This window comes from Bartonella sp. MF74HXZ (assembly GCF_042194445.1).
Classification (GTDB): domain Bacteria; phylum Pseudomonadota; class Alphaproteobacteria; order Rhizobiales; family Rhizobiaceae; genus Bartonella; species Bartonella grahamii.
Genome location: NZ_JBHIMW010000003.1, coordinates 282,542 through 305,276 on the forward strand (window position 1 = coordinate 282,542; position 22,735 = coordinate 305,276).

At 40.2% G+C, this 22,735-nt stretch carries 31 protein-coding genes and 1 pseudogene; all 32 read right to left on the reverse strand.

The genetic code is table 11. From position 1 onward, the window contains the following. Nucleotides 1-408: 408 nt before the first annotated feature. Nucleotides 409-3,081 carry an alanine--tRNA ligase gene (gene alaS / locus ACFIJ8_RS04010; protein WP_375639056.1) on the reverse strand — a complete coding sequence of 891 codons (2,673 nt, stop codon included), beginning with the start codon at nucleotides 3,079-3,081 and terminating at the stop codon, nucleotides 409-411. Nucleotides 3,082-3,275: 194 nt separating this feature from the next. Then, nucleotides 3,276-4,319 (reverse strand): recombinase RecA, encoded by a 1,044-nt coding sequence (gene recA / locus ACFIJ8_RS04015; RefSeq protein ID WP_015856564.1) that lies wholly within the window; start codon nucleotides 4,317-4,319, stop codon nucleotides 3,276-3,278. Between the two features lie 983 nt (nucleotides 4,320-5,302). Continuing rightward, a complete protein-coding gene (locus ACFIJ8_RS04020; RefSeq protein WP_026500556.1) occupies nucleotides 5,303-6,622 on the reverse strand; it encodes a replication-associated recombination protein A in 1,320 nt (439 codons plus the stop codon). A gap of 8 nt (nucleotides 6,623-6,630) precedes the next feature. Next, nucleotides 6,631-8,025 (reverse strand): DegQ family serine endoprotease, encoded by a 1,395-nt coding sequence (locus ACFIJ8_RS04025; RefSeq protein WP_375639057.1) that lies wholly within the window; start codon nucleotides 8,023-8,025, stop codon nucleotides 6,631-6,633. A 268-nt stretch (nucleotides 8,026-8,293) separates the two neighbouring features. Beyond that, on the reverse strand, nucleotides 8,294-8,722 hold the full coding sequence (gene rplQ, locus ACFIJ8_RS04030; RefSeq protein WP_273788262.1) for a 50S ribosomal protein L17: 429 nt from the start codon (nucleotides 8,720-8,722) through the stop codon (nucleotides 8,294-8,296). A 24-nt stretch (nucleotides 8,723-8,746) separates the two neighbouring features. Then, nucleotides 8,747-9,760, reverse strand: coding sequence for a DNA-directed RNA polymerase subunit alpha (locus tag ACFIJ8_RS04035; protein ID WP_015856568.1), 1,014 nt, complete (start codon nucleotides 9,758-9,760; stop codon nucleotides 8,747-8,749). A gap of 94 nt (nucleotides 9,761-9,854) precedes the next feature. After that, the gene (rpsK, locus tag ACFIJ8_RS04040) at nucleotides 9,855-10,244 is read right to left on the reverse strand and encodes a 30S ribosomal protein S11 (RefSeq protein ID WP_007347762.1); all 390 of its coding nucleotides are present in this window, start codon (nucleotides 10,242-10,244) and stop codon (nucleotides 9,855-9,857) included. Nucleotides 10,245-10,358: 114 nt separating this feature from the next. Further along, nucleotides 10,359-10,727, reverse strand: a complete 369-nt coding sequence (gene rpsM, locus ACFIJ8_RS04045) for a 30S ribosomal protein S13 (RefSeq protein ID WP_026500557.1) — start codon at nucleotides 10,725-10,727, stop codon at nucleotides 10,359-10,361. A gap of 181 nt (nucleotides 10,728-10,908) precedes the next feature. Beyond that, entirely contained in the window at nucleotides 10,909-11,487 is a 579-nt protein-coding gene (locus tag ACFIJ8_RS04050) for an adenylate kinase (protein WP_015856570.1), read from the reverse strand. Next, nucleotides 11,484-12,830 (reverse strand): preprotein translocase subunit SecY, encoded by a 1,347-nt coding sequence (secY, locus tag ACFIJ8_RS04055; protein WP_015856571.1) that lies wholly within the window; start codon nucleotides 12,828-12,830, stop codon nucleotides 11,484-11,486. Before secY ends, ACFIJ8_RS04050 begins: the two co-directional genes overlap by 4 nt. 160 nt (nucleotides 12,831-12,990) lie before the next feature. Continuing rightward, entirely contained in the window at nucleotides 12,991-13,458 is a 468-nt protein-coding gene (gene rplO / locus ACFIJ8_RS04060) for a 50S ribosomal protein L15 (protein WP_015856572.1), read from the reverse strand. 20 nt (nucleotides 13,459-13,478) lie between these two features. Further along, nucleotides 13,479-13,685, reverse strand: coding sequence for a 50S ribosomal protein L30 (gene rpmD / locus ACFIJ8_RS04065; protein ID WP_015856573.1), 207 nt, complete (start codon nucleotides 13,683-13,685; stop codon nucleotides 13,479-13,481). Nucleotides 13,686-13,716: 31 nt separating this feature from the next. Beyond that, the gene (gene rpsE, locus ACFIJ8_RS04070) at nucleotides 13,717-14,265 is read right to left on the reverse strand and encodes a 30S ribosomal protein S5 (protein ID WP_015856574.1); all 549 of its coding nucleotides are present in this window, start codon (nucleotides 14,263-14,265) and stop codon (nucleotides 13,717-13,719) included. Between the two features lie 111 nt (nucleotides 14,266-14,376). Then, nucleotides 14,377-14,739 carry a 50S ribosomal protein L18 gene (gene rplR / locus ACFIJ8_RS04075; protein ID WP_015856575.1) on the reverse strand — a complete coding sequence of 121 codons (363 nt, stop codon included), beginning with the start codon at nucleotides 14,737-14,739 and terminating at the stop codon, nucleotides 14,377-14,379. Between the two features lie 12 nt (nucleotides 14,740-14,751). Beyond that, a complete protein-coding gene (gene rplF, locus ACFIJ8_RS04080) occupies nucleotides 14,752-15,285 on the reverse strand; it encodes a 50S ribosomal protein L6 (RefSeq protein WP_015856576.1) in 534 nt (177 codons plus the stop codon). Nucleotides 15,286-15,324: 39 nt separating this feature from the next. After that, complete coding sequence (rpsH, locus tag ACFIJ8_RS04085) at nucleotides 15,325-15,723, reverse strand: 30S ribosomal protein S8 (protein ID WP_015856577.1); 399 nt, start codon at nucleotides 15,721-15,723, stop codon at nucleotides 15,325-15,327. A 14-nt stretch (nucleotides 15,724-15,737) separates the two neighbouring features. Then, on the reverse strand, nucleotides 15,738-16,043 hold the full coding sequence (rpsN, locus tag ACFIJ8_RS04090) for a 30S ribosomal protein S14 (protein WP_005773283.1): 306 nt from the start codon (nucleotides 16,041-16,043) through the stop codon (nucleotides 15,738-15,740). Nucleotides 16,044-16,067: 24 nt separating this feature from the next. Further along, the gene (gene rplE / locus ACFIJ8_RS04095) at nucleotides 16,068-16,625 is read right to left on the reverse strand and encodes a 50S ribosomal protein L5 (RefSeq protein WP_015856578.1); all 558 of its coding nucleotides are present in this window, start codon (nucleotides 16,623-16,625) and stop codon (nucleotides 16,068-16,070) included. Then, nucleotides 16,618-16,932, reverse strand: coding sequence for a 50S ribosomal protein L24 (rplX, locus tag ACFIJ8_RS04100; protein WP_015856579.1), 315 nt, complete (start codon nucleotides 16,930-16,932; stop codon nucleotides 16,618-16,620). The genes rplE and rplX overlap by 8 nt, the downstream gene beginning before the upstream one ends. A gap of 12 nt (nucleotides 16,933-16,944) precedes the next feature. Continuing rightward, complete coding sequence (gene rplN, locus ACFIJ8_RS04105; protein ID WP_004855715.1) at nucleotides 16,945-17,313, reverse strand: 50S ribosomal protein L14; 369 nt, start codon at nucleotides 17,311-17,313, stop codon at nucleotides 16,945-16,947. A 144-nt stretch (nucleotides 17,314-17,457) separates the two neighbouring features. After that, complete coding sequence (gene rpsQ / locus ACFIJ8_RS04110; protein ID WP_012231991.1) at nucleotides 17,458-17,697, reverse strand: 30S ribosomal protein S17; 240 nt, start codon at nucleotides 17,695-17,697, stop codon at nucleotides 17,458-17,460. An 11-nt stretch (nucleotides 17,698-17,708) separates the two neighbouring features. After that, nucleotides 17,709-17,909, reverse strand: coding sequence for a 50S ribosomal protein L29 (rpmC, locus tag ACFIJ8_RS04115; protein ID WP_273788260.1), 201 nt, complete (start codon nucleotides 17,907-17,909; stop codon nucleotides 17,709-17,711). Nucleotides 17,910-17,921: 12 nt separating this feature from the next. Beyond that, complete coding sequence (gene rplP, locus ACFIJ8_RS04120) at nucleotides 17,922-18,335, reverse strand: 50S ribosomal protein L16 (RefSeq protein WP_015856581.1); 414 nt, start codon at nucleotides 18,333-18,335, stop codon at nucleotides 17,922-17,924. 36 nt (nucleotides 18,336-18,371) lie between these two features. Continuing rightward, nucleotides 18,372-19,082: a 30S ribosomal protein S3 gene (rpsC, locus tag ACFIJ8_RS04125; protein WP_015856582.1), complete on the reverse strand. Its 711-nt coding sequence runs from the start codon at nucleotides 19,080-19,082 to the stop codon at nucleotides 18,372-18,374. Then, on the reverse strand, nucleotides 19,082-19,471 hold the full coding sequence (gene rplV / locus ACFIJ8_RS04130; protein WP_208439680.1) for a 50S ribosomal protein L22: 390 nt from the start codon (nucleotides 19,469-19,471) through the stop codon (nucleotides 19,082-19,084). Before rplV ends, rpsC begins: the two co-directional genes overlap by 1 nt. A 2-nt stretch (nucleotides 19,472-19,473) precedes the next feature. Further along, nucleotides 19,474-19,752, reverse strand: a complete 279-nt coding sequence (rpsS, locus tag ACFIJ8_RS04135) for a 30S ribosomal protein S19 (RefSeq protein WP_004855734.1) — start codon at nucleotides 19,750-19,752, stop codon at nucleotides 19,474-19,476. Between the two features lie 15 nt (nucleotides 19,753-19,767). Beyond that, nucleotides 19,768-20,601, reverse strand: coding sequence for a 50S ribosomal protein L2 (gene rplB, locus ACFIJ8_RS04140; RefSeq protein WP_375639058.1), 834 nt, complete (start codon nucleotides 20,599-20,601; stop codon nucleotides 19,768-19,770). Nucleotides 20,602-20,622: 21 nt separating this feature from the next. Continuing rightward, on the reverse strand, nucleotides 20,623-20,916 hold the full coding sequence (locus ACFIJ8_RS04145; RefSeq protein ID WP_273788258.1) for a 50S ribosomal protein L23: 294 nt from the start codon (nucleotides 20,914-20,916) through the stop codon (nucleotides 20,623-20,625). Then, the gene (rplD, locus tag ACFIJ8_RS04150; protein ID WP_273788257.1) at nucleotides 20,913-21,533 is read right to left on the reverse strand and encodes a 50S ribosomal protein L4; all 621 of its coding nucleotides are present in this window, start codon (nucleotides 21,531-21,533) and stop codon (nucleotides 20,913-20,915) included. Before rplD ends, ACFIJ8_RS04145 begins: the two co-directional genes overlap by 4 nt. Nucleotides 21,534-21,535: 2 nt before the next feature. Further along, nucleotides 21,536-22,273: a 50S ribosomal protein L3 gene (gene rplC, locus ACFIJ8_RS04155; protein WP_015856587.1), complete on the reverse strand. Its 738-nt coding sequence runs from the start codon at nucleotides 22,271-22,273 to the stop codon at nucleotides 21,536-21,538. Between the two features lie 27 nt (nucleotides 22,274-22,300). Further along, complete coding sequence (rpsJ, locus tag ACFIJ8_RS04160) at nucleotides 22,301-22,609, reverse strand: 30S ribosomal protein S10 (RefSeq protein ID WP_005773267.1); 309 nt, start codon at nucleotides 22,607-22,609, stop codon at nucleotides 22,301-22,303. Between the two features lie 61 nt (nucleotides 22,610-22,670). Beyond that, a pseudogene (locus ACFIJ8_RS04165) lies at nucleotides 22,671-22,735 on the reverse strand (elongation factor Tu); the annotation flags it as partial.

Here is a 22,735-nt window from a genome sequence, read left to right on the forward strand (position 1 = left end):
AAGGGATTTTAGTTATTTGAAAGCTAATAAAATAATGACAGCTTATAACTTTATAAGGATAATCGTATGCAATAAATCTTGTATTATCCCTTTCATAAAAAGAGATGTTTCTTCAAAAAAATCTATAGGAGCAACACAATAACTAGTCTTCTTAGTAAAAGAATACATAGCAAAGCATGAAGTGCTGCATAATCTATCTTATCTTAAAACGGTGAATCCTGAAACGCTTGGAAGCTACAAAGCCAAATGAAAAAGTGATAATAAAGACAAACACTGTTTTTGTCTTTACAATTGGATTTTCCCCCAATTACGCTGTATCTTGATTTCAGCAACACACCAGATAGATATTCGTGATACTTAGACGCCAACCCAATATAAAAATGTAAGAAACACCTATGCAGAATGATTTCATTCTTTAATTTTTTCCAAAAAATCTTTTAGTGCCGCAAATGCCTCATCAGCTTTGTTCCCCTCAGGACCACCAGCCTGCGCCATATCAGGACGGCCACCTCCACCTTTACCACCAAGCATACCTGAAAGAATACGAACGAGATCAACAGCATTTAACTTATCCGTTAAATCATCCGTAACGCCGACAACAGCACTCCCTTTTCCATCCTCTGAGACACTAATAAAAGCAACCACTCCAGATCCGATTTGTTTTTTCTCAGAATCGACGAGCGCCTTAAGATCCCGTGGTAAAATATTTTTAACAACGCGTCCGGTAAAAGAAAGCCCATTGATGATGGTAATATCACCTTGGCTCCTTTCTGTTATTCCACCACTCAACATCATTTTCTTGCGTACATCATTCAATTCTTTTTCAAGTTTACGACGATCATCAAGCAAAATTCGCACCCGTTCTTCCACGCCAGCAGAAGAAGTTTTTAAAAGATCAGCAATTTCATGAATACGTTCATCTTGGCGGCTAAGATAAAGACGTGCTTCTTTGCCTGTTAAAGCTTCAATACGCCGCACTCCAGCCGAAACAGAACTTTCAGAAAAAATATGAATCAAACCAATATCACCTGTTCGCTCCACATGTGTGCCTCCACAAAGCTCTATTGACCAATGCTTTTTTAATCTTCGCTGTTCAAGTGGCTCCCCTATAGAAACAACGCGAACTTCATCACCATATTTCTCACCAAATAATGCCATTGCACCTTCAGAAATTGCATCATCTACAGCCATGAGGCGCGTTATCACTCTACTATTTTGCAAAATAATCTCATTTGCTAAATCTTCTATTTTTTTCAGTTCTTCTGGTGAAACGGATTTTGGATGAGAAAAATCAAAACGCAACCGATCTGGCGATACAAGAGAGCCTTTTTGTGTAACATGAGATCCCAAAACTTGTCGTAAAGCTTCATGTAACAAATGAGTAGCAGAATGATTTCCACGAATTTTTTTACGACGGACAACATCAACGGTTAATTCTACACAATCAGACCTCGATGCCTGACCAGATTTTACCTCCCCAATATGGATAAAAACACCATCACCCTTTCTTTGGGTATCATGCACCTCAAAAATAAAATTTTCACCAGAAATGATACCACTATCACCAATTTGTCCACCAGATTCACCATAAAAAGGTGTCTGATTAACAACAAGCATAGCTTTCTGACCTGAAGAAATATGATCAACAAGTTTACCATCACACACGAGAGCTGTAAGAATGCCTTTAGCCGTTTCTGTTTCATAACCCAAAAATTCTGTAACCCCCACTTTATCACGAACAGAAAACCAGATCTTTTCTGTTACAGCTTCCCCAGAACCAGACCAATTGGCACGCGCTTCCTCTTTTTGACGTTCCATCGCTTTATCAAAGGTATCAACATCAACAGATATTCCACGACGCCGCAAAACATCCTGCGTTAAATCAAGCGGAAAACCATAGGTATCATAAAGCTTGAAAGCAACTTCACCATTTAAATGATCTCCTTCTTTAAGATCGGTACTTGCTTCATTTAACAAACCAAGTCCTCGTTCAAGCGTTTTACGAAAACGTATTTCTTCTAACCTTAAAGTTTCTGAAATCAAAGATTCAGCACGGACCAATTCAGGATAGGCTTGTCCCATTTCGCGGTTTAAAGCAGGCAAAAGTCGCCACAATAAGGGCTCTTTAGCACCAAGAAGATGCGCATGACGCATAGCACGACGCATAATACGACGTAAAACATATCCTCTTCCTTCATTAGAAGGAAGCACACCATCAGCAATCAAAAATGCAGATGAACGAAGATGATCAGCAATGACACGATGACTGGCAATAAAATCACCCTTTGCCTCAATCCCTGTAATTTCTTCTGATGCAGCAATTAATGCACGAAAAAGATCAATGTCATAATTATCATGAACGCCCTGTAAAACAGCAGCAATACGCTCTAATCCCATACCGGTATCAATAGAAGGATGAGGCAAATCAACACGTTCTTCCTGAGAAATCTGCTCATATTGCATAAAAACAAGATTCCAAATCTCAATAAAGCGATCGCCATCTTCTTCCATACTTCCAGGAGGACCGCCCCAGATTTCATCGCCATGATCATAAAAAATCTCCGAACAAGGACCACAAGGTCCTGTTTCTCCCATCGACCAAAAATTATCAGCCGTCGCAATACGGACAATTTTTTCATCTGGAAGACCTGAAATTCTACGCCACAGTTCAGCAGCAACATCATCACTATGGTAAACTGTCACCAACAATTTATCTTTTGGTAGGCAAAATTCCTTCGTTAAAAGATTCCATGATAAAAGAATGGCTTCTTCTTTGAAATAATCACCGAAAGAAAAATTACCCAGCATTTCAAAAAATGTATGATGGCGTGCCGTATAACCAACATTATCAAGATCATTATGCTTTCCACCCGCACGAACACATTTTTGTGCCGTTGTTGCCTGCTTATAAGGAGGTTGTTCAAGTCCAGTAAAAACATTTTTAAACTGCACCATCCCTGCATTTGTAAACATAAGTGTAGGATCATTTCTCGGAACAAGCGGACTAGAAGAAAGAATTTTATGCCCATTACGATGAAAATAATCCAAAAATATTGACCGAATATTATTAACACTATTCATACTGACACCTGCTCAATACAGCACAAAACCATAAAAGAAAAATCCCCCTCATTAAATATCCTCTTCGCCAAGCATGGAGTCAATTTAATCAAAGAATGGAATATTTGTTTTAAAAAATTGAGAAAAAAATGACTGTGTATTTAAAAACTCAAACAAAAAAACAGAAAAAAATTATAGACGAAAAAAACGCTCCATCAAATGGTTTCATCACTTTCTATATTTTCTGACCCTGCATTTTCTAACAATTCAATCGCAATCAAACCAGCATTTTGGCGCAAAGCTGATTCAATCTCTGTAGCTATTTCCGCATGTTCACGTAAAAACTGCTTTGCATTCTCACGCCCCTGCCCTAAACGCTGAGAATTATAAGAAAACCATGCACCAGATTTTTCCACAATACCAACCTTGACACCCAAATCAATCAGTTCACCTACTTTGGAAATACCTTCACCATAAATAATATCAAACTCAACCTGTTTGAATGGAGGTGCCAGTTTATTCTTCACCACTTTAACACGCGTCTGATTACCAACGATTGCATCCCTATCTTTAATGGATCCAATGCGACGAATATCTAAACGAACAGAGGCATAAAACTTTAAAGCGTTTCCACCCGTTGTCGTTTCGGGAGAACCAAACATCACACCAATTTTCATGCGAATTTGATTAATAAAGACAACCATACAGTTAGAGCGAAAAATTGCTGCTGTTAATTTTCGCAACGCTTTACTCATTAACCGAGCTTGCAATCCGGGCAAAGCATCACCCATTTCACCGTCAATCTCTGCTCGCGGTGTTAAAGCTGCGACAGAATCCACAACAAGCACATCAACTGCACCAGAACGAACCAACGTTTCTGTAATTTCCAATGCCTGTTCACCGGTATCTGGCTGAGAAATGAACAAGTTTTCTAAATCAACACCAAGCTTACGCGCATAAATAGGATCAAGCGCATGCTCTGCATCAATAAAAGCACAAATCCCACCCCCTTTCTGTGCTTCAGCAATAGCATGTAAAGCCAATGTTGTTTTCCCAGAACTTTCTGGTCCATAAATCTCAACAATACGCCCCTTCGGTAATCCACCAATCCCCAAAGCAATATCCAAGGATAACGACCCTGTTGGAACTGTTTCAATTTCAACAACCTGCTCTTTTTGCCCAAGACGCATAATCGAGCCTTTACCAAAAGAACGTTCAATTTGTGAGAGAGCAGCATCGAGAGCTTTTGTTTTATCCACGATTATATCCTTGACCGATTCATAATAACCTAAAACTTAAGTGTACACTGTACTTTTAATTTAACTAAAGGCTTGAGTTTAAATTTTCACAGACTATTTCCATTCCTATCTCCACATTATGCCCATAACATTCATGACCATCACAATAAAGAATTGGCTTTGCTTATCTTATGACACAAAATAAACTCCAATAAAATAATATCCCCATGAGAGCATAGTTAACATATTTATATCTCTCTAGAAAAGGAACAATTTAAATTTAAACACAATGTTCTACAGCCCTTCTGCTTATCCCTTTGATTAAGTACTTAAGAGACTAGGAGTTCTCCTGCTATTGATCACACAAAAACGCATTATCAATTAACCTCATACCCTATTGCATCAAAGAACAAAACGCCATTGTATTGCATAATTTAAGAAACATCTCTCAACACTCCCAAGCTCACTTCGTGACAACACCCATGAATGCATGTATACTGTAAAACCCTTTGGATGCCACCATCTTTACACTAAAGAAGGGGCAAACCGGCACCATCACACTATTTATCATCCCCCAATGTTGCGACAGCTCTCGGCACTTGAAACGCTTCATAAGAAGAATTTTTAGTTCTTTCTTCTACAGTTTTTATCACACGCTAATTCTACTTATAACATGCAAGCGAATGATTTGATTGATTCAACAAATAACAGGCTTGGAATGAGTAAAATTCACAGTATTTAAGACTTTCATTCAACTTACAAAACAGTGAATTATCGCTATAAATCAATTATATTATTTAATAAAAACCACAAAAATAAAGCAGCTTAAAAGTTGAATAACACATTTAAATTTGATAAAAAAATATGCACTTTTGAAGATATCAAAAAAAATCTCTACGAGCAATGCAATAAATATTTAAAATATAAGCTAAACTGCTCATACAATAACATAAGAGATAAAAAATAAATCCAAGATCAATAAAACATGTATTTCTACTCAAATTTTATTTTTGATCTTTACGTTTTTTGCGCAATTGTTTCCACCACTCAAGACGTTTCACAATTTCACGCTCAAAACCACGCTCAACTGGCTTATAATAACTCTGACGCCCAAGTTTTTCGGGAAAATATTCTTGTCCTGAAAAAGCATCTGGTTCATCATGGTCATAACAATAACCATTTCCAAACCCTTCCTCCTTCATAAATTTCGTAGGAGCATTAAGAATATGCTTAGGAGGTGATAAAGAGCCATTTTTGCGCGCACAACGCAGTGCTGCTTTATACGCGAGATATGTTGCATTTGACTTTGGCGCAGTTGCAACATAAAGACATGCTTGCGCCAAAGCCAATTCTCCTTCTGGTGATCCTAAATAATCATAGGCATCTTTTGCTGCATTACAAATGACCAGAGCTTGAGGATCCGCCAAACCAACATCTTCAACAGCCATACGAACCAATCTTCGCCCAATATAGAGAGGATCTTCACCAGCATCCAACATACGTGCCAAATAATAAAGCGCAGCATCAGGATCAGATCCACGAACGGATTTATGCAACGCTGAAATGAGATTATAATGCCCATCTCGTCCTTTATCATAAATGGGCACACGACGCTGAATAACTTTTTGCAAAGCAACAACATCAAGAATCTCTCCCAATGGTGCAATAGACCAAACTTCCTCTGCCAATGTTAACGCTACTCGCGCATCACCATCAGACATCTCTATCAAAACGTCTCTGGCATCATTATCCAAGGGAAGAGTTTTTCCCTCCACTTCTTCAGCACGCCTCAAAAGCATGTCCAAACTTTCATGATCATGTGAAAGAAATGTTAAAACACGTGCACGCGAAAGAAGAGCAGCATTAAGTTCAAAAGAAGGATTTTCGGTTGTTGCACCTATAAGTACCACAATACCTTCTTCCATCACAGAAAGAAAACTATCCTGCTGAGCACGATTAAACCGATGAATTTCATCAACAAAAAGAAGTGTTTTATCTCCAGATATAAAACGCCTCTGCGCAACTTCAAAAATCTTTTTAAGTTCAGAAACTCCTGTAAAAATAGCAGAAACCTGTTCAAACGCGAAACTTGTTTCAAGTGCTAACAAACGTGCAACAGTTGTTTTTCCAGTCCCTGGAGGTCCCCAAAAAATCATCGATCCAATTGAGCCAGTTGCCACCATACGTGAAAGCAAACCATCCTCTCCAATCAAATGCTTTTGTCCCACAACATCATTGAGAGAACAAGGGCGCATTCTTTCTGCAAGTGGCTGATTTTTATTAACTTGAAAATCAAACGACGAAGTAAAAAAATCTTTCTTCAAAAAAAACCTCAACGAATAAATTGGCGAATATACATACCATCACGTTCATATTCCAATTGCCAAGTACGCGAACGAGCTTGCATAAGAACCTTTTTCAACTGATGAACTGTTTGAATTTTATGGCCATTTACAACACGTAGAATATCTCCTGACTGAAAAATTCCAGCTGCATTGCTCATGTCATCAAGGTTGGTAATCACAACCCCTTTTGCAGATATAGGAAGATGAAAACGTCGACTATTTTGCGGTGTTAAATCTAACACTTCAGCACCAGCAAAAGGACTGTCACCCGTGATTTTTTCAGATTTTAAAAATGCAGTTTCTGATATCGATGAAACTGTTATTTGTGTTTTTAAAGTTTTTCCATTTCGTAAATATTCCAAAGCAAGACTATGCTCAACGTCAGCTGTCATCAAACGATACCCAAGACTATCTGGACTATCAACGCGTACCCCTTGCACACTCAAAATAACATCACCTACTTTCAATCCAGCTTTTTCAGCAGGACTATCTTTGATAACTTCAATAATCAGAGCACCATAGGGACGTTCTAAACCTAAACCACCAGCAATATCAGGTGTAACATTTTGAAAAGAAGCCCCAATATAAGGCGGCACAAAATATTTTCCACCGCGTTTAACAGTATCAAGCATCACTTTTACAAGATTAACTGGAATAGCAAAACCAATCCCTACAGAACCACCAGAACGCGAATAAATAGCCGTATTAATTCCGATTAATTGACCTTTCATATCAATTAAAGCGCCACCAGAATTCCCTGGATTAATGGCAGCGTCTGTTTGAATAAAAAAGTCAAAATCAGAAATCCCAACACGTGTACGCGCTTGCGCTGAAACAATACCACTTGTAACTGTTTGACCAACACCAAAAGGATTACCAATAGCAAGAACAAGATCACCAACTTCAACAGCATCAGAATTTCCCAAAGAAAGAACAGGGAATTGAGCATCTTTTTCCTCAACTTCAAGAATTGCAATATCAGTTGCTTCATCTTTGAGCACGATCTTACTCTCAAACTCCCGCCCATCAGAAAAAGCCACTTTAATTTCGCTTGCATCTTTAATGACGTGGTAATTTGTAACAATCAAACCACGTGAATCAACAATTACCCCTGATCCTAATGACGATTGCTTGCGAACAGGAAAATTATTTTGAAAACGACCAAAAAACTGCTCAAAAAATGGATCCCCTTCAAAAGGTGAGCGTGCTCTAATTTGTCGAGCTGCATAAATATTTACAACAGATGGAACTGTCTTTTTAACTAAAGGAGCAAATGAAAGAGTGATTTCTGTTTGTGTTTGAGGAACATGAGCATATACATGATCAAATGATATCTGCATCATAATTGCAAAAAAAATCCGCACCCAAAAAGAATATCTCATAATCCACTCCTTATAAAATCAGCATATTCTGTTGAAGATTAATAGAATAAAAAAACTCATCCCCGCAAATTAAGGATCTCTATTAATATTTCATAATAGAGAATAAAAACAACCTATTTGAACAATAAATATTATAAAAATAAGATAATTCAATGTCCCTATAATTTTCTCTCTGCAGCTATTTCTCAACTAAAACAAACTTAAAAATGCTCACAAAAAAACCGCCTAAGACAAGGCGGCCTTTAAAAATCCAATAGAGTAAAAAACTTTACGAAGATGTCCTCTTTTCATTCTCAGAAGCCTCCATGCGAGCACGATCCCCAGCACCCTTCGCTTCAACATCACGATCAACAAATTCTATAACAGCCATGGGCGCATTATCACCGGTACGAAACCCCGCTTTCATAATACGCAAATATCCACCGTTGCGTGATGCATAACGTGGCGCAAGCGTATCAAATAATTTTGCAACCTTTCCTGCATCACGAAGTGCTGCAATTGCTTGCCGACGCGCATGCAAACCACCACGCTTACCAAGAGTAACGAGTTTTTCAACAATAGGACGAATTTCTTTAGCCTTTGGAAGCGTCGTCACAATCTGCTCATGCTCGATCAACGAAGTTGCCATATTTGCAAACATCGCTTTACGGTGACTGGCAGTACGATTCAACTTGCGTCCTGACTTACTGTGGCGCATAAGCCCTCTCCTTAAATTCTAATTTTAATATTGATCTTCATAACGTTTTGCAAGATCATCAATGTTTTCAGGCGGCCACGCAGGAATTTCCATCCCAAGATGTAACCCCATACATGCCAAAACTTCTTTAATCTCATTCAACGATTTGCGACCAAAATTCGGTGTCCGAAGCATTTCAGATTCTGTTTTTTGAATAAGATCACCAATATAGACAATATTATCATTCTTAAGACAATTTGCCGAACGAACTGAAAGTTCTAATTCATCCACTTTTTTGAGAAGAGCAGGATTAAAAGAAAGCTCAGAATCAGCCTCTTCAACAGGCTCCTTCTGTGGCTCTTCAAAGTTAATAAATAATGATAATTGATCCTGAAGAATGCGTGCTGCAAAAGCAACAGCATCCTCTCCATTAACAGCACCATTCGTTTCAATCGTTAAGGTCAATTTATCATAATCCAAAACTTGACCTTCACGCGTATTTTCCACTTTATAAGACACTTTACGAATTGGTGAATAAAGACTATCAATTGGAATAAGCCCTATACGTGCATCATCAACACAATTACGATCAGATGGAACATACCCCTTCCCTGTGTTGACAATAAATTCCATACGAATTTCAGCATCTTCATCAAGAGTACAAATAACATGATCTGGATTTAGAATTTCCATATCCCCAACGGTACTGATATCTCCCGCTTTCACGACACCAGGCCCCTCTTTATAAACAACGACACGTTTAGGACCTTCTTCTTCCATACGAAGCGCAATTTCTTTTATATTCAGAATAATATCCGTAACATCCTCACGCACACCTGGAATCGATGAAAATTCATGTAAGACACCGTCAATCTGCACAGCAGTAATAGCAGCACCACGAAGCGAAGATAACAACACGCGACGAAGTGCATTTCCTAACGTTAAGCCAAACCCCCGCTCAAGAGGTTCAGCGATCACACTTATAACATTTGGATTATCATGCGCACATGATTCAACCTTATTGGGTTTAATAAGTTCTTGCCAGTTTTTCTGGATCATATTTTTATTCCCGTTCTTTAGTTCCGTTACCATTCAATCGTAACGACCAATGTGAACATCAGAGAAATCTCCGACAACAAAAAACAACACCCAATTAAACACGCCGCCTTTTCCGCGGACGACATCCATTATGAGGAATTGGTGTTACATCACGAATAGAAGTAATGACAAAACCAACAGATTGCAATGCACGTAGAGCAGATTCACGCCCTGATCCAGGTCCACAAACTTCAACTTCCAAAGAACGCATACCATGCTCTTGCGCTTTTCTTGCACAATCCTCCGCAGCAACTTGAGCAGCAAAAGGTGTCGATTTACGCGCACCTTTAAACCCTTGGGCCCCCGCAGATGACCAAGCAATTGCATTACCCTGAGCATCAGTAATAGTAATCATTGTGTTATTAAATGTTGAATTAATATGCACAACACCCGATGAAATATTTTTACGTTCGCGACGACGAACACGTGTGGCTTCCTTGGCCATAATTTCCCTTTCAACGATCTCATCACTGCCGTAACATCAGCAGCTCCACCTTCTTTTCCTTGTCAAAAAAATCAAACAAGAAACAGAATATATAAAAACCTTCCAAAAAGGCTCTTATTTCTTTTTACCGGCAATTGCCTTAGCTGGTCCTTTACGCGTACGGGCATTTGTATGTGTACGCTGCCCTCGGACAGGCAAAGACCGGCGATGACGCAATCCTCGATAACAACCAAGGTCCATCAAACGCTTAACATTCATAGCAACCTCACGACGAAGATCACCTTCAACTTGATAGCCTTGATCTATCGCCTCACGAATCTGCAGCACCTCAGCATCTGAAAGCTCATGCACACGACGCCCCAAGGGAATGCCAACTCTTTCAATAATTTCTTGAGCAAATTTTGGTCCAATCCCGTGGATATATTGAAGCGCAATAATTACACGCTTATTTGTCGGGATATTGACGCCAGCAATACGAGCCACGCCTACTCTCCTTAGTTATTTTGACAAATTGTTATAAAATACCTGATATACCTTACAGAAAAAAAATAGACTCAGAAAAAAATTCTTCCGAATCCTATTATTTCACTAAAATAAATTAAATTCGTTTGTGATAGATTTCATCTCAAAAGTCAACTCTTTTCATTTATTTCTAAAAAAAATCTTATGAAAGAAAACCTCTAATCATGCGTGTCACTTCAGTAATACCAATCATTCCATCAATAACCTTCAACATTCCCCTCTCTGAATAAAATTTTGATAAGGGAGCGGTTTTTTCACGATATTCTACTAATCTTTTTGCAAAAGCAACAGGATTGTCATCTAAACGAACCTGTCCACCAGCCGCTATTGTTTCCTCAACGCGCTTCTTCATACGTTCAATCAACACGTCTTCATCAACACACAACTCAATAACAGCATCAAGCCGCATATTTTTTGACTGCAAAATCTGTTGTAACGCTTCTGCCTGCCCCACAGTTCGAGGATATCCATCCAAAACAAAACCGTTTACACAATCAGTTTCATCAATCCGATCTGATACGATTTGGTTAACAATATTATCAGGAACCAAAGCACCAGAACTTATAATAGCTTTAGCTTTTTTACCAATCTCTGTTTCTTTGGCAATCACCTCACGCAACATATCCCCTGTTGACAAATGAGGAATGTTATATTCCTCAGTCAACATTTTTGCTTGCGTACCTTTTCCCGCTCCAGGAGGACCTAAAAGAATAACTCTCATCGATTCCTTCTACCTCCACGAAGTTTTGATTTTTTTATCAACCCTTCATATTGGTGGGCAACAAGATACCCCTGAATTTGAGCAACCGTATCAAGCGTAACAGTAACAACAATCAACAAGGATGTTCCCCCAAGATAAAAAGGAACCTGCAATGCAGATATCATAAACTCAGGTAACAAACAAACCAAGATAATATAAACAGCGCCCACAACAGTAATACGCGTCAAAACGTAATCAATATATTCGGCTGTACGCTCACCTGGACGAATCCCTGGAATAAAACCAGAATGTTTTTTCAACTGATCTGCAGTATCACTTGGATTAAACACAATAGCTGTATAAAAAAAGCAAAAAAACGCCATTAAAAATGCATAAACAATCATATAAAGTGGCTGTCCATGACCAAGAGCATAAGAAATCGCCTGAACCCATTGTGGCATTTTATCAGAAAAATTATTAATAGTGGCAGGTAATAATAATAAAGATGAAGCAAAAATAGGTGGAATAACACCAGCAGTATTCAACTTTAAAGGAAGATGCGACATATCTCCTTGAAACATTTGATTCCCGACCTGACGTTTTGGATACTGGATAAGAATTCGCCGTTGCGCACGCTCTATAAAAACAATAAGCCCAATAACCAAAACAGCAATAAGAACGATTCCTATTAAAAGAAAAGTTGATAAATCAGCCTGACTATGAGCTGTCAAAAGCTGAGCAAAAGTAGAAGGGAAGTTGGCTACAATCCCTGTAAAAATGATAAGAGAAACCCCATTACCAACACCACGTGACGTAATTTGCTCGCCAAGCCACATGAGAAACATCGTTCCGCCAACAAGAGTAATAACAGAAGAAATACGAAACATAAGACCTGGTTCTAAAACAATTTGAAGCCCCGTCCCTATACCGCTTTCAAGCGCAACCGCAATACCAAAAGCTTGTAGAATTGCCAATACTACTGTTACATAACGCGTATATTGATTGATAATCTTACGACCTAATTCCCCTTCTTTTTTAAGAGTTTCCAAAGAAGGAATAATAGATGTTAACAATTGCACAATAATAGATGCCGATATATAAGGCATGATACCCAGCGCAAAAATAGCCATACGCCCAACGGCACCCCCAGCAAACATATTAAAGAGTCCTAATACACCCGACGCGTGATGTTCGAATGTTTGCCGCAAAGCATCGATATTAATACCTGGAAGAGAGATGTAAGTGCCAAAGCGATATACAAGAAGTGCTGCCAGAGTAAACCAGATGCGTTTCTTTAATTCAGTTGCACGAGAAAAGGTACCGAAGTTTATATTGGAAGCAAATTGCTCTGCTGCTGATGCCATAAAACGTCTCCACTTCACACTCCAGTTCTTTAAATCACAGAAGTATAACCCTAAAATTCATATATGCATACACAAATAAATGCAGAACTTAAAAAATTCTCCACAAAAGATCCCACAGAACAGATGTAACTCTTCTTTAGGTCTCTACTCATATAAAAAATTATTGAGCAATATCAGGAAAAATAACCTGACCACCCACTTTTTCAATCTTAACACGAGCAGCTTGTGAAGCACCAGAAACATGAAAGGTAATCTTAGCCTTCAAATCACCATCAGAAAGCAGACGAACCCCATCTTTTTCACGACGAATAATACCAGCTTCTTTCAAAGCAATCATATCAACAGGCTTTTCAATATTCAACTTACCTGCATCAACTGCCAACTGAATACGTCCTAGTGAAACTTCATTGTAGGTTTTGGCAAAGAAATTTCTAAATCCACGTTTTGGCAAACGACGATAGATAGGCATTTGCCCACCTTCAAAACCATTAAGAGAAACACCAGAACGCGACTTTTGCCCTTTTACACCACGACCACCAGTCTTACCCGTACCGGATCCAATACCACGCCCAACACGCTTACGATTTTTTGTTGCGCCTTCACAATCACGCAGTTCATTGAGTTTCATATCTAATACTCCCGCAACCCTTAACCTTCATCTATAACGCGAACAAGATGCCGAACCTGAGCAATCATACCCCGCACACAAAGTGTATCATCTAAAACGCGCCGACGACGCATTTTATTTAGTCCAAGCCCCTTTAAGGTTGCACGCTGAATCTGTGAGTTTCGAATAGGGCTTCCAATTTGCTCAACCGTGATAGTTTTACCACTCTGAGATTTTTTCTGAACCATTTTCTAATTCCTTTTCTGATAATCTCAGAAACTATCCTTCTAGGTCAACTAAATGGCGACGACGCGCCTGCAAAGTCGAATATTTTATACCACGCTGAGCAGCAATATCTCTAGGATGCATTTGATGTTTCAATGCATCAAATGTTGCACGAACCATGTTATAAGGATTAGACGATCCCAATGATTTTGCAACGACATCCTGCATACCAAGAGCTTCAAAAATAGCACGCATCGGTCCCCCAGCAATAATACCAGTACCAGCAGAAGCCGAACGTAGCAAAACACGCCCAGCTCCATGACGCCCTTCAAGATCATGGTGCAATGTACGTCCAGACCGAAGCGGAACATAAATCATCCCACGTTTTGCAGATTCCGTTGCTTTACGAACGGCTTCTGGAACTTCACGGGCTTTACCATGTCCAAAACCTACACGTCCTTTTTGATCTCCAACGACAACAAGAGCAGCAAAACCAAAACGCCGACCACCCTTTACAACTTTAGCAACACGATTGATATGAACTAGCCTATCGACAAACTCATTATCGCGTTCTTCTCTCTCACCACGTTCTTTTTGTGCCATTCCTCATTCCTTTTTCTTTTCCGGAAGCACGATAACAAAGTCCCTCATCAAACTGGAAGAACTTAAACGAAATACTCTAAACTCTCCTTACTCACTCACAAATAAGAAATTTTAGAAATTCAAACCACCTTCACGAGCAGCTTCAGCTAAAGCCTTGACTCGACCATGATACACATACGCTCCACGATCAAAAACCACTTCATTAACACCCGCTTGCTTCGCACGCTCAGCAATTAACTTACCAACAGCAAAAGCTGCTTTTTTATCAGCACCACTCTTTAACGACTTTTTTAAATCACTTTCAAGAGTAGAGGCTGAAACAAGTGTACATCCCCGCAAATCATCGATAACTTGAGCATAAATGTTCTGATTTGAACGATAAACACTAAGCCGAGGACGATCATGAGAAACCATTTTAATTCTACGACGAACACGCCTCGCACGACGTTGGATAATGTCCTTAGATGAAACCATAATACAAAATCCTTATTTCTTTTTACCTTCTTTACGGAAGATACGTTCATCTGCATGCTTAACACCTTTACCTTTATAAGGCTCAGGTCTACGATACTCACGAATCTCCGCTGCAACTTGTCCAACTTGCTGTTTATCAATTCCAGAAACAACAATTTCTGTCGGCTTAGGAACAGTTACAGTAACACCCGATGGAACTTTATAAACCACATCATGGGAAAAGCCTAGAGATAGTTGGACATCCTTACCCTGCAAAGCAGCACGATAACCAACCCCATTAATCTCCAACCTCTTTTCAAAACCATCTTTCACACCACAAAAAATGTTCTCAATCATTGAGCGCGACATACCCCATTTAGAACGCGCATCTTTTGACTGATCCCGCGGCATAACTGATATGATATTTTCCTCAAACTTAACTAAGACTTCATCATTGACGACGTAGCTCAGCTCACCTTTTGGACCTTTTGCCTTAACCAGCTGACCTTCAACAGTAGCAGTAACTCCAGAAGGAATTGAAATGGGTTTCTTTCCAATACGAGACATTGTTCTAACCTACTTTTTCTTCCGTTTTCTTGACATAACTTAGAAAACACGACAAAGGAGTTCTCCACCAACATTCTGTTCACGCGCCTCATGATCTGCCATGACGCCTTTAGGAGTCGATAAAATCGAAATACCAAGACCATTTGCCACCTGTGGAAGTGACTTAGCAGAAACATATACACGACGACCTGGCTTTGATACACGTGAAATCTCACGAATAGCAGCCAGCCCTTCAAAATACTTCAATTCGATTTCAATTTCAGCTTTCCCATCACCTAAATCAATTTGATTATATCCACGAATATAACCTTCCGACTGAAGAACATCAAGAACGTGCGCACGAAGCTTCGAAGCTGGAGTAACTACTTTACCTTTTTTACGACCAAGTGCATTACGAATACGTGTTAACATATCACCAAGAGGATCTGACATAGACATTAAATAATCTCCTCTTACCAACTAGACTTTACAATACCAGGAATATGGCCAATAGAGCCAAGCTCACGCAACGCAATTCGCGACATTTTTAATTTACGATAATAAGCCCGCGGACGACCTGAAACCTCACAGCGATTACGAATACGAACTTTCGAAGAATTACGTGGCAACTCTGCCAACTGAACAGAAGCTTTAAAACGTTCTTCAAGAGAAACCTTCTGATCCATAACTATTGCTTTCAAACGTGCACGACGGGCAGCATAACGCTTTACCATAACCTCACGACGCTTATTTTTTTCAACGGCACTTACTTTGGCCATACTTTCACCTCACTATGTCTGCCGTTACGAACGAAAAGGAAAATTAAAAGCACGCAATAACTCACGAGCTTCATCATCCGTTTTTGCTGTCGTACAAACAATAATATCCATGCCCCAAATTTGATCAACTTTATCATAGTTGATTTCTGGAAACACAATGTGTTCTTTAATACCCATAGCAAAATTGCCACGACCATCAAAACTCTTTGGATTCAAACCACGAAAGTCACGAACCCGTGGAAGAGCAATCGTAACAAGACGATCTAAAAACTCAAACATACGATCTTTACGCAATGTAACTTTAGCCCCAAGAGGCATTCCTTCACGAACCTTAAAGGTCGCAATAGAATTACGTGCACGTGTAACAACAGCCTTCTGACCTGTTATTAGCCCTAAATCCTCAGCAGCAAGGGAAGGCTTCTTCGAATCAGCAGTTGCTTCACCTATCCCCATATTTATTACAATTTTATCAATTCGCGGAATTTGCATCGCATTTCTGTAATTAAATTTCTCTTGAAGCGCTTTACGAATCACTTCAAAATAATGCGCTTTCATACGCGGTATTTGTCTTTCCTCAGCCATTAATCAACTCTCCCGAACGCTTGGCAAAACGCACTTTATTACCATCTGCATTCATACGAAAGCCTACACGTGTAGGCTTACCATCTTTAGGATCAGCAATCGCCAAATTAGACAGATGAATCGGAGCTTCTTTAGAAATAATTCCAGCTTCTTGCTTCTGCGTTTGACGTTGATGACGTTTAATCATATTAATCCCACGAACAAAAGCCTTATTCTCTTTTGGACTAACCTTAATTACTTCACCACTACATCCTTTATCCTTACCGGATAAAACAACAACTTTATCACCTTTTCGAATCTTCTGCATAACATTTACTCCTTACAGAACTTCAGGAGCGAGCGAGATGATCTTCATATGATTCCTACCACGCAATTCGCGGGGAACAGGTCCAAAGATACGAGTACCGATCGGCTCTTTTTTATTATCCACTAAAACCGCAGCATTACTATCAAAACGAATGACACTACCATCTGCGCGACGAATATCCTTAGCAGTACGAACCACAACAGCTTTCATAACATCACCTTTTTTAACACGGCCACGAGGAATAGCATCCTTAACCGAAACAACAATAATGTCACCGACCGAAGCATATTTCCGCTTTGAACCGCCTAACACCTTGATGCACATGACACGACGAGCACCAGAATTATCAGCAACGTCGAGGTTTGTTTGCATCTGAATCATGACTGGCCACCTTCTCTTAACACATATATCCGATTGTACCTTTTATACACTCGGATTTGCCTGCCAAATAACGATAAAGTCATCGCCTTTAAATTTATCAATGATAAAAACACTGTTAAATTCTAAAACAATAAACTTAACTCATTACGCTACATTGTCTTTTACAACAATCCAACATTTATCTTTCGAAATTGGTCTAGATTCTTGAATAGAAACTTGATCCCCAATCTTGAATTGGTTGTTTTCGTCATGCGCTTTATAATTTTTAGACTGCCGAACAGTCTTCTTAAGAAGCGGATGAGAATAACGGCGCTCAACTTTGACAACAACAGTCTTATCACTTTTGTCGCTAATAACAACACCCTGCAAAACGCGTTTAGGCATCTCTCATTTCCTTAAACCTTACTTTCACTTACCTTTTGACGAAGAAAAGTTTTAATACGCGCAATATCACGACGAACTTGTCTAACACGCGCAGTCTTTTCTAATTGACCTGTTGCTTTTTGAAAACGCAAATTAAATTGCTCTTTCTTTAACTTAGCCAATTCATCTTTCATTTGGTCGAGCGTTTGCGCCCGTAATTCTGTGGCTTTCATCGCTTAACCTCATTATTCAGCAATACGCTGGATGAAACGCGTTTTTATAGGCAACTTTGCAGCACCCAATCTTAGTGCTTCACGTGCAACATCCTCAGGAACTCCATCAAGCTCAAACATGATGCGTCCAGGAGCAACACGTGCAGCCCAATAATCGACACTTCCCTTACCTTTACCCATACGAACTTCAGTCGGTTTAGATGTAACCGGAAGATCTGGAAAAATGCGAATCCACACACGACCAGAACGCTTCATATAACGCGTAATCGCACGGCGCGCCGCTTCAATTTGACGAGCAGTAATCCGCTCCGGCTCAACAGCCTTCAAACCGTAGGCACCGAAATTCAAATCCGTACCACCCTTCGCAACACCGTGAATACGGCCCTTGAACTGTTTACGGAACTTTGTGCGCTTTGGCTGCAACATTGTTCTCTACTCCAAATTTTAGTTCAATCTCAAAAACTAAGCATTTTCACGGCGACGATTCGATGAAGAACCAGATTGATCAACTTCCGTAGCACGACGTTCTGAAGCCATCGGATCATGCTCAAGAATCTCACCCTTAAAGACCCAAACTTTAATACCACAAATACCATAAGCGGTCTTAGCTTCTGCTGTACCGTAATCAACATCAGAACGCAAGGTATGAAGTGGAACACGACCTTCACGATACCATTCCATACGAGCAATTTCAGCACCACCAAGACGGCCAGAACAATTGATACGAATACCTTCCGCACCAAGACGCATAGCAGACTGAACAGCACGCTTCATTGCACGACGAAAAGCAACACGACGCTCTAACTGTTGAGCAATTGATTGCGCAATAATCGTGGCATCAATCTCCGGTTTACGAATCTCCACAATATTTAATGAAGTTTCAGCATCCGTCATTTCTGAGAGCTTACGACGAAGCTTTTCGATATCAGCACCCTTTTTACCAATAATCAAACCAGGACGTGCAGAATGAATCGTAATACGACACTTCTTATGAGGACGCTCAATAACAACCTTCGAAATAGCCGCCTGTTTAAGCTCCTCCAGCACATATGAACGAATTTTCAAATCTTCATGAAGAAGGCGCCCATATTCACCACTATCAGCATACCAACGAGAATCCCAAGTCCGATTAACACCAAGACGAAGTCCTATTGGATTGATCTTCTGACCCATTACGCGGCCTCCACTTTTTCGGTAACTTCACGAACAATAACAGTAAGATGCGAAAATGGACGTTCAATTCTACTAGCACGCCCTCGACCACGAACATGAAAGCGCTTCATCACTATCGACTTACCAACATAAGCTTCCGCCACAATAAGCGAATCAATATCAAGATCGTGGTTATTCTCTGCATTTGCAATTGCTGATTCAAGCGTTTTTTTCACAGTAGCAGCAATACGCTTGCGTGAAAACATCAAATCAGCGAGTGCTACATTAACTCTTTTACCACGAATCATTGCAGCAACTAAATTAAGCTTCTGCGGACTAACACGAATTGTCCGCGTGACAGCTCTTGCTTCATTATCCCTAAGCTGGCGCGAAACTTTAGCTTTTCCCATTCCTACTTCCTCTTCGCTTTTTTATCGGCACCATGACCATAATAAGTCCGGGTAGGAGCGAACTCACCAAACTTATGTCCAACCATCTCTTCAGAAACAGAAACAGGAATATGCTTATTACCGTTGTAAACACCAAAAGTTAAACCAACAAATTGCGGTAAAATAGTAGAGCGACGACTCCATATTTTTATAACTTCATTGCGCCCACTTGCACGTACCTTCTCTGCTTTACCAAGAAGATAGCCGTCAACAAACGGACCTTTCCACACTGAACGAACCACTTCAGACTACCTTTCTCATTTCTTGCGTTGATGACGCGTACGCATAATAAATTTATCAGTGGCTTTATTGGAGCGCGTACGCTTACCTTTCGTAGGCTTACCCCAAGGAGATACTGGATGGCGCCCCCCCGATGTACGACCTTCACCACCACCGTGCGGATGATCAACGGGGTTCATAGCAACACCACGAACATGTGGACGTTTACCACGCCAACGTGACCGACCTGCCTTACCATCATTAATATTCCCATGATCAGGATTTGAAACAGCACCAACAGTTGCAAAACAGCTACTAGAAACCAAACGCTGTTCACCAGAATTTAAACGAAGAATAGCCATACCATGATCTCGTCCAACCAACTGCGCATAAGTACCCGCTGAACGTGCAATCTGCCCCCCTTTTCCTGGCTTCATCTCAACATTATGAATAATTGTACCTACAGGCATATTAGCAAGAGGCATAGCATTACCTGGTTTAACATCCACATTTAAACCAGCCATAACAGAATCACCAACCGCAAGACGCTGTGGCGCAAGAATATAACTCAATTGCCCGTCCTCATAGCGAATTAAAGCAATAAAAGCAGTACGGTTAGGATCATATTCTAAACGCTCAACCTTTGCTGAAACATCACGTTTAAGACGCTTAAAGTCGACAAACCGATAACTACGTTTATGTCCACCACCCTGAAAACGAGCAGTAACACGACCGCGATTATTACGTCCACCCTTTGAAGACAAACCTTCAGTCAACATCTTTATAGGTTTTCCCTTATAAAGACAAGAACGTTCCACAATAACAAGCTGACGCTGCCCAGGTGTCGTTGGATTAAATTGCTTAAGTGCCATTATTCCTATCTCCGAGCCTCTTTAAAGACCTGTCGAAACGTCGATAGTCTGACCACTGGCCAGAGTTACGATCGCTTTTTTGACATCACTTTGCCGACCAACTATACCTTTGAAACGCTTCACTTTACCCTTGCGGACTATCGTGTTAACTGCCTTAACTTTTACGCTAAAAAGCGCTTCAATAGCAGCCTTAATCTCAGGCTTCGTCGCTTTCGGCGCGACATTAAAAGCAACTTGATTATATTCAGAAATCATAGTCGACTTTTCACTAATAACTGGACTAATAATTATATCATAATGGCGAAGATCTGTCATTTAAAACGCTCCTCAAGAGCCTCAACAGCTGCCTTTGATAAAACAAGTTTGCTGCGACGCAAAATATCATAAACATTAATTCCCTGAATAGGCAAAATATCAATATTAGGGATATTAGAGACTGCACGAAAAAAGTTAATATCAACCTCTTTACCACCAATCAAGAGAGCGTTATTAAATCCAAGCTTAGAAAAATGAGAAACAAGCATTTTCGTTTTCGCATCCTTAACAGTCAACTCATCCACAATAATTAAGTCTTTTGCTTTTAATTTTGCAGATAAAGCAAGACGTAACCCAAGAGCACGAATCTTTTTAGGAAGATCATGCGCATGGCTACGAACCACCGGTCCATGTGCCTTACCCCCACCTCTAAACTGCGGCGCACGGGCAGATGAATGTCGAGCACGCCCAGTTCCTTTTTGCTTAAACATTTTTGCCCCTGTTCGCGACACATCAGAACGACCTTGGGATTGATGACTCCCCTGCTGACGACGTGCAAGCTGCCAACGAACAACACGTTGCAAAATATCCTCACGTGGAACAAGATCAAAAATAGCTTCAGAAACCTTTAATTTGCCAGCTTCATTACCATCAAGAGTTTTAATTACAAGATCCATTATTAGGCTCCCTCAACTTCAGAGGTTTCCGTCACCGGAGTAACCATTTCCGTTTTCTCCTTCACAAGACGGCGAATACCAGCAGGCTTTGGAGCATTATCAGGAAGACGCTTCTTCACAGCATCCCGTACCAAAATCCAAGAACCTTTAGAACCAGAAACAGCACCACGCACTAAAATTAAACCACGTTCACTATCCGTGGAAATAACTTCAATATTCTGTGTTGTTACACGCACTTGCCCCATATGGCCAGCCATTTTTTTACCTTTAAAAACTTTACCAGGATCTTGACACTGCCCTGTAGAACCATGAGCACGATGTGTGATCGAATTACCATGGGAAGCACGATGCCCACCAAAGTTATGCCGTTTCATAACACCAGCAAACCCCTTACCAATACTGGTACCAGTCACATCAACTCTTTGTCCTGGAACAAAATGTTCCACCGTAATCTCAGTACCAACATCAAGAAGATTGTCGGGACTCACACGAAACTCTGCTATTTTAGCTTTAGGCTCAACAGAAGCCTTAGCAAAATGTCCACGAAGAGCTTGTGAAGTATTCTTAACCTTAGCAAAGCCTACACCTAATTGAACAGCAGTATAACCATTCTTTTCAACTGTACGCTGAGCAACGACTTGACAATTCTCCAAACGAAGTACGGTCACCGGCACATGCTCACCAGCATCATTATAAATACGGGTCATGCCCAGCTTCTGTGCTATTACACCTGAACGCATCGGGTCTGTTCCTTCTGTCCTCAAACCTCAGAGCTTAATTTCTACATCCACACCAGCAGAAAGATCGAGCTTCATAAGCGCATCCACTGTTTGCGGCGTTGGATCAACAATATCAAGAAGACGCTTATGTGTTCGCATCTCAAACTGCTCACGACTCTTCTTATCGATATGCGGTCCACGATTGACCGTAAACTTCTCAATCCGCGTCGGAAGCGGAATGGGACCACGGACATTTGCACCGGTACGTTTAGCAGTCGATACAATCTCACGCGTCGACGTATCAAGAATTCTATGATCAAACGCTTTTAAGCGAATGCGAATATTTTGACTGTTCATGCTCTTTATTTCCCTGTTATACAGAGTGCCTTCAATAATGAAAACACTCAACAAGCATTATTTATTCAATGATTTTAGAGACGATACCGGCACCAACAGTACGACCACCTTCACGAATAGCAAAAC

Coding starts and splice junctions, on each gene's coding strand:
- rpsN (WP_005773283.1), bottom strand. CDS start 16,043: ATGGCCAAAGTAAGTGCCGTTGAAAAAAATAAGCGTCGTGAGGTTATG.
- rplE (WP_015856578.1), bottom strand. CDS start 16,625: ATGGCTGAGGAAAGACAAATACCGCGTATGAAAGCGCATTATTTTGAA.
- rplX (WP_015856579.1), bottom strand. CDS start 16,932: ATGCAGAAGATTCGAAAAGGTGATAAAGTTGTTGTTTTATCCGGTAAG.
- rplQ (WP_273788262.1), bottom strand. CDS start 8,722: ATGCGCCACAGTAAGTCAGGACGCAAGTTGAATCGTACTGCCAGTCAC.
- rplR (WP_015856575.1), bottom strand. CDS start 14,739: ATGGTTTCATCTAAGGACATTATCCAACGTCGTGCGAGGCGTGTTCGT.
- ACFIJ8_RS04035 (WP_015856568.1), bottom strand. CDS start 9,760: ATGATCCAGAAAAACTGGCAAGAACTTATTAAACCCAATAAGGTTGAA.
- rplC (WP_015856587.1), bottom strand. CDS start 22,273: ATGCGTTCAGGTGTAATAGCACAGAAGCTGGGCATGACCCGTATTTAT.
- alaS (WP_375639056.1), bottom strand. CDS start 3,081: ATGAATAGTGTTAATAATATTCGGTCAATATTTTTGGATTATTTTCAT.
- ACFIJ8_RS04050 (WP_015856570.1), bottom strand. CDS start 11,487: ATGAGAGTTATTCTTTTAGGTCCTCCTGGAGCGGGAAAAGGTACGCAA.
- rplO (WP_015856572.1), bottom strand. CDS start 13,458: ATGAAACTCAATGAACTGCGTGATTGTGAAGGCGCAACAAAAAATCGT.
- rpsQ (WP_012231991.1), bottom strand. CDS start 17,697: ATGCCTAAACGCGTTTTGCAGGGTGTTGTTATTAGCGACAAAAGTGAT.
- secY (WP_015856571.1), bottom strand. CDS start 12,830: ATGGCATCAGCAGCAGAGCAATTTGCTTCCAATATAAACTTCGGTACC.
- rplB (WP_375639058.1), bottom strand. CDS start 20,601: ATGGCACTTAAGCAATTTAATCCAACGACACCTGGGCAGCGTCAGCTT.
- rpsJ (WP_005773267.1), bottom strand. CDS start 22,609: ATGAACAGTCAAAATATTCGCATTCGCTTAAAAGCGTTTGATCATAGA.
- ACFIJ8_RS04025 (WP_375639057.1), bottom strand. CDS start 8,025: ATGAGATATTCTTTTTGGGTGCGGATTTTTTTTGCAATTATGATGCAG.
- rplP (WP_015856581.1), bottom strand. CDS start 18,335: ATGTTGCAGCCAAAGCGCACAAAGTTCCGTAAACAGTTCAAGGGCCGT.
- rpmC (WP_273788260.1), bottom strand. CDS start 17,909: ATGAAAGCCACAGAATTACGGGCGCAAACGCTCGACCAAATGAAAGAT.
- rplF (WP_015856576.1), bottom strand. CDS start 15,285: ATGTCTCGTATTGGAAAGAAACCCATTTCAATTCCTTCTGGAGTTACT.
- rpsE (WP_015856574.1), bottom strand. CDS start 14,265: ATGGCACAAAAAGAACGTGGTGAGAGAGAAGAACGCGATAATGAGTTT.
- rpsC (WP_015856582.1), bottom strand. CDS start 19,082: ATGGGTCAGAAGATCAATCCAATAGGACTTCGTCTTGGTGTTAATCGG.
- rpsH (WP_015856577.1), bottom strand. CDS start 15,723: ATGTCTATGTCAGATCCTCTTGGTGATATGTTAACACGTATTCGTAAT.
- ACFIJ8_RS04145 (WP_273788258.1), bottom strand. CDS start 20,916: ATGACAGATCTTCGCCATTATGATATAATTATTAGTCCAGTTATTAGT.
- rpmD (WP_015856573.1), bottom strand. CDS start 13,685: ATGGTTCAGAAAAAATCTCAGAGTGGTAAAACTATCACGGTTGAGCAA.
- rplD (WP_273788257.1), bottom strand. CDS start 21,533: ATGGATCTTGTAATTAAAACTCTTGATGGTAATGAAGCTGGCAAATTA.
- rplV (WP_208439680.1), bottom strand. CDS start 19,471: ATGGGAAAAGCTAAAGTTTCGCGCCAGCTTAGGGATAATGAAGCAAGA.
- rpsK (WP_007347762.1), bottom strand. CDS start 10,244: ATGGCCAAGGAAGCCACACGTGTTCGTCGTCGCGAACGTAAAAATATT.
- rplN (WP_004855715.1), bottom strand. CDS start 17,313: ATGATTCAGATGCAAACAAACCTCGACGTTGCTGATAATTCTGGTGCT.